This is a genomic window from Acidaminobacterium chupaoyuni, from assembly GCF_047936785.1.
Lineage (GTDB): Bacteria > Bacillota > Clostridia > Oscillospirales > Butyricicoccaceae > Acidaminobacterium > Acidaminobacterium chupaoyuni.
Genome location: NZ_CP176394.1, coordinates 2,046,144 through 2,059,423, shown reverse-complemented (window position 1 = coordinate 2,059,423; position 13,280 = coordinate 2,046,144). Strand labels below are relative to the sequence as shown.

General features: G+C 51.5%; 11 protein-coding genes and 5 tRNA genes. 14 read left to right on the top strand and 2 right to left on the bottom strand.

Going from position 1 to position 13,280, the window contains the following annotated elements:
- Positions 1-59: 59 nt before the first annotated feature.
- The 14 genes from ACJA3I_RS09905 to ACJA3I_RS09840 all read left to right on the top strand — a co-directional run bounded on the left by ACJA3I_RS09905 (position 60) and on the right by ACJA3I_RS09840 (position 10,016).
- Positions 60-344: a hypothetical protein gene (locus ACJA3I_RS09905; protein WP_458862435.1), complete on the top strand. Its 285-nt coding sequence runs from the start codon at positions 60-62 to the stop codon at positions 342-344.
- Between the two features lie 38 nt (positions 345-382).
- The gene (locus ACJA3I_RS09900; RefSeq protein ID WP_458862434.1) at positions 383-1,249 is read left to right on the top strand and encodes a DegV family protein; all 867 of its coding nucleotides are present in this window, start codon (positions 383-385) and stop codon (positions 1,247-1,249) included.
- A complete protein-coding gene (locus ACJA3I_RS09895; RefSeq protein ID WP_458862433.1) occupies positions 1,246-1,791 on the top strand; it encodes a methyltransferase family protein in 546 nt (181 codons plus the stop codon). Before ACJA3I_RS09900 ends, ACJA3I_RS09895 begins: the two co-directional genes overlap by 4 nt.
- Positions 1,792-1,806: 15 nt before the next feature.
- Positions 1,807-3,420, top strand: coding sequence for a GH3 family acyl-acid amido synthetase (locus ACJA3I_RS09890; RefSeq protein ID WP_458862432.1), 1,614 nt, complete (start codon positions 1,807-1,809; stop codon positions 3,418-3,420).
- A gap of 33 nt (positions 3,421-3,453) precedes the next feature.
- Positions 3,454-6,000, top strand: coding sequence for an HD domain-containing phosphohydrolase (locus tag ACJA3I_RS09885; RefSeq protein WP_458862431.1), 2,547 nt, complete (start codon positions 3,454-3,456; stop codon positions 5,998-6,000).
- A 155-nt stretch (positions 6,001-6,155) separates the two neighbouring features.
- Positions 6,156-6,443 carry a YerC/YecD family TrpR-related protein gene (locus ACJA3I_RS09880; protein WP_458862430.1) on the top strand — a complete coding sequence of 96 codons (288 nt, stop codon included), beginning with the start codon at positions 6,156-6,158 and terminating at the stop codon, positions 6,441-6,443.
- On the top strand, positions 6,440-7,183 hold the full coding sequence (locus ACJA3I_RS09875; RefSeq protein WP_458862429.1) for a class I SAM-dependent DNA methyltransferase: 744 nt from the start codon (positions 6,440-6,442) through the stop codon (positions 7,181-7,183). Before ACJA3I_RS09880 ends, ACJA3I_RS09875 begins: the two co-directional genes overlap by 4 nt.
- A 28-nt stretch (positions 7,184-7,211) precedes the next feature.
- Complete coding sequence (gene hslO, locus ACJA3I_RS09870) at positions 7,212-8,120, top strand: Hsp33 family molecular chaperone HslO (protein WP_458862428.1); 909 nt, start codon at positions 7,212-7,214, stop codon at positions 8,118-8,120.
- A 238-nt stretch (positions 8,121-8,358) separates the two neighbouring features.
- A tRNA-Val gene (locus tag ACJA3I_RS09865) sits at positions 8,359-8,434 on the top strand.
- Between the two features lie 3 nt (positions 8,435-8,437).
- Positions 8,438-8,514: transfer RNA gene (locus ACJA3I_RS09860), tRNA-Asp, on the top strand.
- A 4-nt stretch (positions 8,515-8,518) separates the two neighbouring features.
- Positions 8,519-8,594, top strand: a tRNA-Phe gene (locus ACJA3I_RS09855).
- Positions 8,595-8,598: 4 nt separating this feature from the next.
- Positions 8,599-8,674, top strand: a tRNA-Gly gene (locus ACJA3I_RS09850).
- Positions 8,675-8,728: 54 nt separating this feature from the next.
- Positions 8,729-8,803 (top strand) — tRNA-Cys (locus ACJA3I_RS09845).
- Positions 8,804-9,182: 379 nt separating this feature from the next.
- Positions 9,183-10,016, top strand: a complete 834-nt coding sequence (locus tag ACJA3I_RS09840; RefSeq protein ID WP_458862427.1) for a M55 family metallopeptidase — start codon at positions 9,183-9,185, stop codon at positions 10,014-10,016.
- A gap of 74 nt (positions 10,017-10,090) precedes the next feature.
- Here the strand turns inward: ACJA3I_RS09840 and ACJA3I_RS09835 are convergent, their stop codons facing one another.
- Positions 10,091-11,479 (bottom strand): amidohydrolase, encoded by a 1,389-nt coding sequence (locus tag ACJA3I_RS09835; RefSeq protein WP_458862426.1) that lies wholly within the window; start codon positions 11,477-11,479, stop codon positions 10,091-10,093.
- Between the two features lie 94 nt (positions 11,480-11,573).
- Positions 11,574-12,971, bottom strand: coding sequence for a MocR-like pyridoxine biosynthesis transcription factor PdxR (pdxR, locus tag ACJA3I_RS09830; RefSeq protein WP_458862425.1), 1,398 nt, complete (start codon positions 12,969-12,971; stop codon positions 11,574-11,576).
- Positions 12,972-13,280: the final 309 nt, after the last annotated feature.

The window sequence follows — 13,280 nt, the reverse complement described above, 5'->3', positions numbered from 1 at the left end:
GCACCCGTTTTTTAGGTGCCCGAATGCTTTTTGGAAACAGAGAAAATAATGCATAAAATTTGTCAGATTTGCTTATAAGTCACAAAAATCAGGCATTACAAGCAATTTTTTGTGAATTTGAAACCGAATCGGAAAAATACGGAAAAATCATTATAAAATTCCAAAAGAATGCAGAAAAAGGCGAAAAGATTCCTTGTTCATTTCTAAAACTCCATAAAAATAATGCTCTTTTTAAAATAAAACAAAAAACGGAAATTCAAAAGAGGCGAAAATCAGGCAAAAATGCCATAAACCCTATGAAGTGCAAAGCTCTTGACACAACTTCAACAGACGGATATACTTGAATCATTCGTTGAATTATGAAGAAAATGGGGGCAGAAGAATGACAGATATTCAGATCATTACCGATTCCAACTGTGACATCCCGAAAGAGATGGCGCAGGAGCTTGGCATAGAGATCGTGCCGATCCATGTGGTGGTTGACGGCGTGGAATATGAAGAAAGCGTTTCGTTTACCCCGGTGGAATATTATGATATTCTGGCGCATGCTTCTTCCTTGCCCCAAACTTCGCAAATCACTTCTTATGAATTTCAAAAACGCTTTGAAAATGCTTATCAAAGCGGAAAAGAAGCGGTGATCTGCATTACCATGACTTCGGTAGGGTCTTCGATTTATCAAAATGCCATTCGGGCGCGCCGCGATTTTTATGAGGAATGCGACGGCAGCCGCGCTTTCGATATTTATGTGATCGATTCGAAAAATTATTCGATTTCTTATGGCTACGCCGCCATTCGCGCCGCGCAGAAACAGCGCGAAGGCGCTTCACTGGAAGAGATCCTTTTCGCCGCAACCGATTGGATCGAGCATCTGGAAACTTATTTCACGGTGTTCTCTTTGGAATATATTTCAAAATCCGGCCGCATCAGCCACGCCGCGTCGATCATCGGGGATACTTTGGGGATGCGCCCGCTGATCCAGAACATCAACGGCAGTTTTGAAATGGTGCGCAAAGTGCGCGGCAACCACGCCGTGGTGAAAGCGGTGAGCGAAATGTTCCGTAACCGCAAGATGGAAGACACCGATTATGTGATCTTGCAGGGCACAATGCCCGAAATGGCGCAGGAACTTGCCCAGCAGGCCGAATTGATCGCGGGGAAACCGCCCGTGGGCATTTTTTATTCCGGCCCCACCATCACCACCAACACCGGCCCTAAAAACACGGGCATCGGTTTTATGGCGAAGAAATGATCTGGGTGATCGGCGGATGCGCGGCATTTTTGCCGCTATATGTTTTCGATTTGCTGAAAATGCGCCGAAGCGGCGGAAAAACAGGGCTGTTTTTCGCCTTGGGCTATGGCGGCATTTTTGTCTGCACCATGGGCGTTTTATTCCAAAACGGTTTCATGCTGAAACAATGGGGATGGCTGCTGCCGGGCGGCGCCGCCTTTTTGATGATGACGGGCGCTTTGTTTTTCGCGCTGCCGTTTTCAAAAACTTATGTGAAGGCAGAAACGAACCAGGTGGTGGATGTGGGGCTGTATGCCTTATGCCGTCATCCGGGGGTATTGTTTTTCGCACTGATGTATTTCTTTCTCTGGCTTGCCTGCGGGCGGGTCACCATGCTTGTGGCGATGTTTTTGTGGACGGCGATGGATGTTTTGCATGTATGGGTGCAGGATCGCTGGCTGTTCCCCAAAACGCTGGAGGGCTATGGGCAATATCAGCAAACGACTCCGTTTTTAATTCCTACGGCTGCTTCTTTTCACAGATGCCTTAAAACTTTAGGATAAGACAGGTGGGATACCGTGACGCTGGATGAAAAATTACAACGGAAAATGTATAAAGAGATCTGGCAGGAATACTGCGGTTTCTTAGACCTTTCCATGGAAGAATATATGGAGATACAGAACCGCCTGATGATGGAGCAGATCCATCTTTATGCGGGCTGCCGTTTGGGCCAGCGCTTTTTTGGCGGCGAGGAGCCTCGCTCGGTGGAAGAATACCGGCGCAAAGTGCCGCTGACGCGTTATGAAGATTATGCGGATGTTTTATTGAAGCGCGATGAATCGGCGCTGCCCGCAAAAAGCGTGATCTGGATCGAGACCACCTGGGAAGGCGGCCGCAACCCCATCAAACTGGCGCCTTACACCCAAAGTATGGTGGAAAACCATCGCGGAACCATTTTATCCTGCATGCTGCTGGCCACCAGCGACAGAAGGGGCAGCTTCCGCTTGAGAAAAGGCGACAAGTTTTTGTTCGGCATGGCGCCGCTGCCTTATTTTACGGGCATTATTCCTTATGCGCTCCAAGGCCAGCTGACGGTGGATTTTATGCCGCCGGTGAGCAACGCGGTTCAAATGAGCTTTGGGCAGCGCAATAAAGAAGGCCTGAAACAGGGCATGCAGCACGGCATCGATATCTTTTTCGGCATGAGCAGCGTCATCGCGCGCATCAGCGAGATGTTTGGCGAAACGATGAAGGGCGGCGGCGGAACCGGCGGCGGAAAGCTGAAGATGCTGATGAAGAATTCGCCGAAAATGAATTGGAAGATCATTCGGGCCATGCATCGCTGCAAAGAAGAAGGCGTAGAGCTTCAGCCCAAAGATATCTGGTCGCCCAAGGGCCTGATGTGCGGCGGCACAGACAGCAGCTGTTTCAAAAAGAAAATCGAAAAATACTGGGGGGTTCGCCCCATGGAAATTTTCGGCGGAACGGAACCCACCTGCATCGGAACGGAAACTTGGAGCCGCGACGGGATGGTGCTGTTCCCGGATATTTGTTTTTATGAGTTTATTCCCGAACAGGAAATGCTTCGCAGCCTGGAAGATCCCTCTTATCAGCCGCACACCTATCTGATGAATGAACTGGTGGCGGGTGAAAATTATGAGATCGTCATTTCCAGTTTTAAAGGCGGGGCTTTTGTGCGTTATCGCGTGGGCGATGTTTTTCGCTGTGTGCGCCTGAAAAATGCCGCGGATGGCATCGGATATCCGCAGTTTGCCTATGTAGACCGCATCCCCACGGTGATCGATATTGCGGGCTTTACCCGCATCACCGAAAACACCATTGCCGAAACCATCCGCATTTCGAACCTGCAGATTCACAACTGGTTCGCCGTCAAAGAATTCGATTATGAAGACCGCGCTTACATGAATTTATATGTGGAAATGAGTGAAACGGCCGTTGCGCGCGGCGCGGTGGCCAAAGAGATCATTCAAGAACATCTGAGCATCTATTTCCGCTATGTGGACAGCGATTATCAGGATCTGAAAAAAATGCTGGGCATCGACCCGCTGGTGATTACCATGCTGCCCACGGGCACCATTGAGCGGTATGAAGCCGAAAGCGGCAAAAAGATCCGCAAAATGAATCCATCCCATTATGATGTGGCCGAGATCAACCGCATGCTGCGGGAATAAAAAATAGAAATGCAAAAAGGGGGGTGACAGGATATGCTCTATCGGTTGTTTTTTTGGGGAATTCCCATCGGCGCTTTTTGCAGCTATATGCTGTTGCTGATCTTTTTTGCCATTTCGAAAAAAGATAAAGCCATCAAGGCGTTCCAGCCGCTGCTGCTGTCACTGCTGCTTTGGGTGGGCGGTTCCCTTTTGATGAAGCTGAACTGTTACCCCAGTGTGCTGTTCTGGAACAAAGTGATGCTGGCCGGCACATTCGTCGCGCCGTTTTGCATGTATGTTTTCCTCAGCGTTTTCACCGATACCGTTCGTTTATCGGGAATCCTTCTGATGGGATCGATGACGGGCCTGGGGCTTGCTTTCAATTTTATGGGGCTGGTGGTCAGCAAGGCGGAATTGATCACAAGAAGCAATGAAACGGGCATTTTTCAGAATGTGGAATTCCGTTATACCTTGGGGCCCATGGCCGTTGCGGCTTATGTTCTGATGTTTGCAAGCGTTTTGCTGCTTTTCGATAAAAGCAGGACATGCCTCAGAAGAAAAAAAGCGGCATATAACCGTTTGCGTCCCATTATGGTGGGCATCGTCATCACCTTTTTGGGGCTGATGGCCAATCTGGTTCCCGCGCTGGGCAAATATCCCATCGACCTTCTGGCGGCCTGGCTGCTTTGCATCTTGTTCATCGTGGCCATCTATAAAAACAGAATGCTCGAAATGAAATTCATGCTGACGACCGGCATGGTTTATTCTGTTTTTGCGGTGCTTCTCACAACGCTTTATGTGATCGTGGTGATGAGCGCGCAGCCGTTTTTCAGCTCGCTTTCCAAAGAACTGGGCCAATATTTCGTCATCGCTGCGGCGCTGGCCATCGCCATCACATTCCAGCCGCTCTTTGCGCTGGCGCGAAAACTTTCCAACCGCTTGTTTTACCGTTCTGAATATAACAAACGAACGGCGCTGAATAATTTTACGCTGAATGTTTCGAACAATCTGGATCTGAGCCGCATCGGCTGCCAGGTGGTGGAATTGCTGGAAGCCGCCATGGGCGCCCAGCGGGCGGCGCTGATGCTGAAAGATAATGACGGCGGTTATTCCACCTATACTCCGGTCACCACCTTGAACCATATGGATCTGCATATCGCCGCCGACAGCCCGCTGATCCGTTCTTTAACGCAGGATGGTCACTGCATCACAAAGGAGCAGCTGGAATTCAGCGCGGCGTTCAAAAGCATGTGGGACAGCGAGCGGCGCGCGCTGAAAGATCTGGAAGTGGAACTTATTGCGCCTGTTCGGTGCAGAGGAATGCTGATCGGCATTTTGCTTTTGACGGGCAAAAACAATCATATGGCGTATACCCTGGATGATCTGGAACTGCTGACCTCTTTCGGGGCCTCCACGGCCATCGCCATCGAAAACGCCCAGCTTTACACCAAAGCGCAGGAAGAGGCCGTTACCGACGATCTGACAGGGCTGCGCAACCACCGCTATCTTTTCCAGATGCTGGATGACACTTTGCCCACATTGGGCGAAAAGCCGCTGAGCATTCTGGCCCTTGATCTGGATATGTTCAAGCTTTATAACGATATGTATGGCTACAGCGAAGGCGACAGCGCCTTGAAAAAGGTGGCGGCCATTCTGAGAGAACGGGTGGATTATCAGGGCGAAGCCATCCGCTTCAGCGGCGAACAATTTATGATGGTGCTGCCGGGGCTGGATACGAACCATGCGTTCACCATTGCCGAGCGGGTGCGCAAGCAGGTGGAAAAGGAATTTTTGGGCTATGAAAATTCCACCAATCGTTTTTTGACCGTCAGCATCGGCATCTGTACTTATCCGCTGAATGCATCCGATAAAGATCAGCTGATCAAGCGCGCGAATTTCGCGCTTTATAACGCCAAACAGCGCGGCAAAAACCAAACGGTGATCTATACGCCGGCTTCAGAAATACAGGAAGACAAAGAAGATAAAGAACTGGCCCTGACTTCCACCATTTATGCGCTGACGGCGGCCATCGACGCGAAAGACCACTATACTTTCGGGCATTCACAAAAAGTGGCGCATTATGCTCAGGCGCTGGCACGGGAGCTCGGCATGGATGAGCAGCATGCCAAAATGATCGGACAGGCGGGGCTTTTGCACGATATCGGCAAGATCGGCGTGCCGGAATCCATCCTTTCCAAAAGCGGCAAATTATCGGATGAGGAATTCGACACCATGAAGCGCCATGTGGAAATGTCCATCGCCATCGTCAAGCATCTTCCTTCGGCCAACCACGCGATCCCCGGCATCGTGGGGCACCACGAAAGAATGGATGGAACGGGATATCCCCGCGGCCTGCGGGGCGAAAACATCCCCATCGAAGCCAGAATCCTTTCTGTATGCGATGTTTTCGATGCCATTATTTCTTTCAGGCCGTATAAAAAATCGCTGTCGGTGGAATATGCCATCGGAGAACTGGAAAAAAACAGCGGCTCGCAATTCGACCCCGTGATCGTCAAAACCTTCGTCAACATGATCCGAACGGGGAAGATCCAGGTGGAGCGGGATATCCCGGCCGGAATGATGCAGCCCGGGGCAGAATAGAGCAAAAAGAGCGCCTTTTGGCGCTCTTTTTTTAGATGGAGCAAAAAATCAAAATCTTCACGCTTTACAAGAAAACGGCGGTGTGATACCATAGAATAACTATTAATGGGTTTAAAATGTTGAGATAAAAAGAATTGGAAAAAGGGGAAATTATTATGCATATCAGACCCAAAGAAGAAAGCATGGATGAACTCTTTGAAGCGATTCTGAAACTGAAAAGCGTTGAAGAATGTCATGCCTTTTTTGATGATCTTTGCACGGTGGCAGAGCTTTTGGCGATGCAGCAGCGCCTGATGGTGGCAAAGCTTTTGAAAAAAGGTTCTATTTACAGTGATATTGTGGAAGCCACCGGCGCAAGCACGGCAACCATCAGCCGCGTCAACCGCGCGCTGAGCTATGGCAAAGGCGGCTATGAAATGGTTTTGGAGCGTTTGGAAAAATGACGCAGTATACATCGCTGGCACAGGTTTATGATGCTTTGACCACAGATGTGGAATATGAACAGTGGGCGGCGTTTGCCCAAAAAGCCTTTGAAACTTATCAGCTTTCGCCGCAGCTGGTGTTGGAGCTTGCCTGCGGCACGGGAAATTTGACGAAATGCCTTGCACAGGCGGGCTATGAAATGATCGCGGCGGATCTATCGCCCGAAATGTTGAGCGTCGCCCGCGAAAAATGTGAAGGCTTGAGCTGCCCGCCGGTGTTCCTCTGTCAGGATATGCGCCTTCTTGATCTTTATGGAACGGTGGATGCCGCAGTCTGCTGCTTAGACAGCCTCAATTATCTCACGGAACTGCGCAGCCTGAAACAGGCGTTTGCCAGGGTTTCGCTGTTCATGAATCCCGGCGGTCTGTTCCTGTTTGATATGAAAACCAAGGCTGCTTTTCAAAGCATGGCCGGGGTCAGCTGTGTGGAAGAAACGGAAGATTGGTATTGCAGCTGGCAATATGGTTATGATAGAAAGAGCTGTTTGGCAGAGCATCAGGTCGATCTGTTTTATCGGGTGGAAGGCGAGCGCTATGAACGCAAAACGGAGTTTCATTTGCAGCGCTGTTACAGCCGTGAGCAGATAGAACAGGCGCTCAGGCAGGCCGGGTTCCGTCTGCGCCGTGTCTGCGCGGGAACACGCTTGCAGCAGGCCAGGCCCGACAGCCCCCGGTTATTTTTTATCGCGCAAAAAATTTAGCATTCTCAGAAAGTGATGGAGGAAACACATGGCAGACAGTTTGATTCGCGGCATGACAAAAGACGGAATGGTGAAATTCAGCGCTGTGCAATGCACCGAAGCGGTGGAACGGGCCAGAAAGATCCATAACACCCTGCCCCTGGCCACGGCAGCGCTGGGCAGAACCTTGGCAGCGGCTTCGATGATGGGCAACATGCTTAAGAGCGTGGATGGTTCGGTGACCATCCAGATCCGCGGCGGCGGCCCCTTGGGAACCATCACGGCGGTGGGCGATTGCAGCGGCAATATGCGCGGATATCTGCAAAACCCCGCGGTGGCGCTGCCTCTGCGGCCGGATGGTAAGCTGGATGTGGGCGCGGGCGTCGGCAGCGACGGCATTTTGACGGTCATCAAAGATATCGGGGCGCGCGAACCTTTCGCCGGCAAGGTGCAGATGCGCACAGGCGAGATCGCGGAAGACCTGGCGGCATATTTTGTGGAAAGCGAACAGATCCCCACCGTTTGCGCGCTGGGCGTTCTGGTGGGCCGCGATCAAAGCGTGCAGGCGGCGGGCGGATATCTGATCCAGCTGATGCCCGGGGCCACCGATGCCGTGATCGATCGGCTGGAAAGTTCTGTGCAGAAGCTGCGCAGCGTTACAACGATGCTCGAAGCAGGCATGAGCGTGGAAGAGATGATGCGCGAAGCGCTGGCCGGTTTTGAAGTGGAAATTCTGGAAACCCAGCCCGTGGCCTATGAATGCAAATGTTCGCGCCATAAAGTGGAAAGCGCGCTTATCAGCATGGGCGCGGAAGAATTGCTGCATATGGAAGAAAGCGGCGAAGATGCGCAGGTGACATGCCAGTTCTGCGATGCGGTTTATGCTTTCACCCCCATGCAGCTGAAGGATCTTCGCCGGAAAGCCGAGAAGAAAAAGAACAGCCAAGAGGAAAAATAGCCCAGAGATACAGCAAAACAGGCGGGAGGGAAAAGAACTCCCGCCTTGACGAAAAAGTTGTGAAAAAGTGTTGACAGCGAGGGCGTTTTTCGATATAATAATCATCGTCGCTGAAAGACATTCAGCAAGTTTGAGAGCTTCCTTTCTTCATTCGTTCCCGGCGATTGAAAAAAAGAAAGAGATTCTCTTGACAAAGGCTTCGAGATCGGTTATAATAAATCTCGTCGCTATGACATTTGGGAGCATAGCTCAGCTGGGAGAGCATCTGCCTTACAAGCAGAGGGTCACAGGTTCGAGCCCTGTTGTTCCCACCATATGGCCGTGTAGTTCAGTTGGTTAGAACGCTAGCCTGTCACGCTAGAGGTCGACGGTTCGAGCCCGTTCACGGTCGCCAATTTGCCTCTGTAGCTCAGTTGGTAGAGCAGGGGACTGAAAATCCCCGTGTCGCTGGTTCGATTCCGGCCGGAGGCACCATTTTGCGGATGTAGCTCATCTGGTAGAGCGCCACCTTGCCAAGGTGGAGGTAGCGAGTTCGAGCCTCGTCATCCGCTCCAAAATGATGCAGCAGGAACACTATGTGTTCCTGCTATTCCCATCAAACTTTATATGGCGCCATAGCCAAGCGGTAAGGCAGAGGTCTGCAAAACCTTTATTCCCCAGTTCGATTCTGGGTGGCGCCTCCAGAAAAAGCCTGTTTTTCAAGTTGAAAAACAGGCTTTTGTTATGCCCAAAACAGCGCTGCATCGGCTTGGGCCGCAGCGAGGCAAAGTCCGTAAAAGCAAAAGAGATAGAGAAAAACAGAGGGCACAGGCAGAACAAAAGCGTTTGTCAGAAATGCAGTATCGGGGAAAGGAATAGGAACCATTTAAACAAAATCGGTATATTGAGTTTCAAAAAAATAGTTGCGGCGCTTAACTAAATGGTGTTATAATTTTTATAGAAAGCAGAGGGCTTTTGCCGGAAGCATTCTGTGGCTGTGCGGCAGGTAAAAAATGCAGCGAAAAGCGGCATATGCGGCCGAAAAAGGATGCGGCAACCAAACAAAAATCGGGAGGGAACACCATGAAACGAGCGTATATTTCGGCGGATATCGAAGGGATGGAAGGCGTTGTCACCAACTTGCAATGCTCGCGAAAGGCGCATGATTATTCCATCGGGCGCAAACGGCTGGCTGAGGATGTGAATGCCGCGGCGAGGGCTTGTTTTGACAGCGGCTATGAAGAAGTTGTGGTTTGCGACGGCCACGGCGATATGGAAAACCTGATTCTGGAAGATTTGGACCCCCGCGTAAAACTGCTGAACGGGGCTATGCGTGAAAGCTTGCAGATGGAAGGGATCGATGAAAGCTTTGATGCCTATCTTTCTTTTGGCCATGCGGGTGCGGGGCTGACCCATGGGGGTGTGATCGATCATTGCTATAATGGCGGCAAAATCTATAACCTGCGTTTCAACGGCGTTACCATGAATACCGAAACGGTTGTGAACGCGGCGGTGGCGGGGCATTATCAAATTCCGCTGGTGGCCTGCATCGGTGATGCGGCGCTGGCCGAAGAAGTTCACGCGTTTGTGCCAAAATGCGAAGCCGTGGTGGTGAAGCAGGGCTATTCGCGGTTTTCCGCGCTTTCCGTTCATCCCACTGTGGCGCGCCAGATGATTTATGACGGTGTGAAAAAAGGCCTTGCACGCAAAGAGGAGATCGCGCCTTTGCAATTGACCGAGCCGCTGACGATGGAGATCGATTTTAAAGATTCCAACATGGCGGATACAGCGGCGCTGGTTCCCGGTGTGGTTCGCTTAAGCCAGCGCACGGTGTCCTTTACGGGTGATTTTCAAACGGTGTTCCGCGTGCATGAACTGCTGTTTTATCGCGTGATGGATGCCATCCAGATTCTTTAAAAAACGAGGGCGCCATCAAATTGTTTTTGATGGCGCCCTTTTGCAAAACGGCGTTTCTTTATGGAAGCAATTGCTTATTTTGCGGCAGGCTGAGGAACGGGGATCTCTTTGGGAATGGGGCAGTTATAGCCTTTTCCGTTCATCTGCTTTTTGAATTCTTCCTGAGCTTCTTTCAGCAGTTCGGGGTTTTCCACCAGCTTCATCGAAGCGGCGGCCATCACTTTTGAACCGTAGAGCATGCCCTTCAGGCCGATGGAAGAACCGGCGCAAGCCGTGATCTGCCAGCTGTGGCCGGGGGCCGCGCGGTTACAAGTGGCTGTCATCACCTGCACGCAGGGGCAGATATGCTGCACATCGCCCACATCGGTGGAACCGTAGCCATCGGCATGTTGAACCGGCAAGACTTCGCTGCAAAGCGAGCCGTTTTTCAGCAGGCCGGCTTCTTCACATCTGGCGAAGTTGGGGCTTTGCTCGTTGAGCTTCTCGGCGAATTCTTTTTCGTCATCCGTCCAGTGAGGAAGCTCGATCTGGGTCATAACTTCGCGGGTCATGTTGGTGAGCATCACGGGGTTGAGGGTGTTATAGCATCCGCCCAAAAATTCGATTTCCAGCTGGGTTTCTGTCATGTGGGCGGCGCCTTCCGCGCATTTCACCAAGCGGGCATAGGTGCTTTCGATGGCTTCGCGGCTCATGGCGCGCACATAATACCAAACGCTTGCTCTATCGGGAACAATATTAGGGGCTGTTCCGGATTCTTTATAAACATAATGGATGCGGGTGTCGCTTGTTACATGTTCGCGCAGATAGTTCGCGCCAACGCTCATCAGTTCACAGGCATCCAGCGCGCTGCGGCCGTTGTGAGGGTCGCCGCCCGCATGGGCCGTTACACCGCTGAAATGGAAGATCGCGCTGTTGAGGCCGGTCATGGTGCCGGTGGTCACTTCGTTTTCGGTGGAGCCATGCCATGAGAATGCGGCATCCAGATCGGTGAAAGCGCCGTTGCGCGCCATGAAGGCTTTGCCGGTGAGAACTTCTTCGGCGGGGCAGCCATAGAAAACAACAGTGCCCGGCAGTTTCTTTTCTTCCAGTTCGGCTTTTAAGCCCAGCGCGCCGCCAACACAGGCAACACCCAGCAGGTTATGGCCGCAGCCCTGGCCCGGGGCGCCGGCATTGATGGGGTCTTTAACGGTGGTTACTTTTTGGCTCATGCCCGGCAGCGCATCATATTCGCCCAGAAAACCAATGACGGGGTGACCGCTGCCCCAGGTGGCCCGAATGGCCGTGGGAAGACCGAATACGCCGATCTCAACCTCAAAGCCCTGCCCGCGCAGCACTTCGGCTGTCCATTCACAGGCTTTTACTTCATTAAAAGCAGTTTCGGGATGTTCCCAAATTTTCTTTGCAAGATCGTTGAGAATCGCTTCGTTTTTTTCAATTGCTTGAATTGCGGTTGTGTGAAGCATAGAGATTTCTCCTTTCCAATCTGCGGCAAAGCCGCGTGCGTTCCCTAATATTGTTTAGTATCTGCACAAATTTTAGCATTCAATTGCAAGAATGTCAATCGTTCCGCCATGCTTCGCAAAGAGCGCGGCATCCGTTTTCGATTTGAAGCGGGGAACAATGGGCATATCCGCAAAGAATGGTGGAAGCAGGGGCGGCATCGGCATCGGCATAAAAACCCGAAAGCCCCACCACATGAATGCCGTTTTGAGAAGCGCGCCGAACCATCTGCGATTCGCTCAGGCCGTTTTGCAGCTGCAAGGTGAAATGAAGCCCCGCGTCGATGCCATGCCACGCCAGGTTTTCGGCAAGCGCGCTGTTTTTCAAGCAGGAAAGCAGCAGATCGCGGCGCTTTTTATAAAGCGTGCGGGTGCGGTTCAAATGGCGTTCCAAATGGCCTTCTTCGATAAAGCGCGTCAAGGTATGCTGTTCAAACCGTGAAACTGTGGAAGATTGCAAAGAAAATTCCTTTTGATAGCGGGAAAGCAGCTTGTGGGGAAGCACCAGATACCCAATGCGGATCGAGGGCGCGATAGAGCGCGAGAAAGTGCCGCAATAGATCACTTTTTCGTTGATATCGAGGCTTTGCAAAGCGGGGATGGGCCGGCCGGTATATTTGAATTCGCTGTCGTAATCATCTTCGATCAAATAACGGTTCTCTTTGGCGCTCGCCCACTTCAAAAGTTCGGTTCGCCGCCCCACAGGCATGATCACGCCGGTGGGGAACTGGTGAGAAGGCGTGAGATAAACGCAATCGGCGCCGCTTTGATCCAGCAGATCGGCACGCAGGCCCGAAGCATCCAGCGGAATCGGGCAGATCTTTTGGCCGCTGCTTTCAATGATTTGGCGTGCTTTGGGGTAAGCCGGGTCTTCCATAGCGAAAGAAGCGCCCGGGAGAAGGCGGCAGACCACAGTTAAAAGATATTCCATCCCCGCGCCGATAATGACTTGTGAAGGTTCGCAAATTACGCCGCGGAACTGGTGAAGATAGCGGCAGAGCGTTTCGCGCAGGCAGAGATCACCCTGACGGTGGCCATGATGCAGCAGATCGGGCGAATGATACATCAGATCTTTGGTGATGCGGGCCCAAGTGACAAACGGAAAAACCGAAGGATCCACCGAACCGGTTGAAAAATCATAATCAAAGCGGGGGGCCGGCGAAGGCTCTGTTACCTCCATGGGCGGGGGCGCTCCCGCTTCCAGCTGCTCAACGGCGCAGACATAAAAGCCGCTTTTGGGAATCGCGTGGACATAACCTTCGGTGACCAGCATCTGGTAAGCGGTATCTACTGTGTTGAGGCTGATGGCCAGATGCTGCGCCAGCATCCGTTTCGAGGGCAGACGATCGCCGCGGCGGTAAGTGCCTTGTTTAATTTCCTGAACAATATGTTGATAAAGTTGCAAATAAATGGGGCGGTCTCTGGCGGGGATGAAGTTGATGGTAATACTGCTCATAAGGGCCCTCCAAGCGATTTTTGGAAAAAGTACAGCAAAAACGGACAGGTAGAATTCAAAGAAAAAGCATGATATAATAACCGCAAAGCGGTTATTATATCTCATTTCACGGCCCGCCTGCGGCGATGGCCACTTTCTATCGCTTCTGCGCAGCATTTGCGATAGAATAGCGCAAAGCGGTTATTATATCTCATTTCACGAACCGCAAAGCGGTTATTATATCTCATTTCACGGCCCGCCTACGGCGATGGCCACTTTCTATCGCTTCTGCGCAGCATTCGCGATAGAATAGCGCAAAGCGGTTATTAT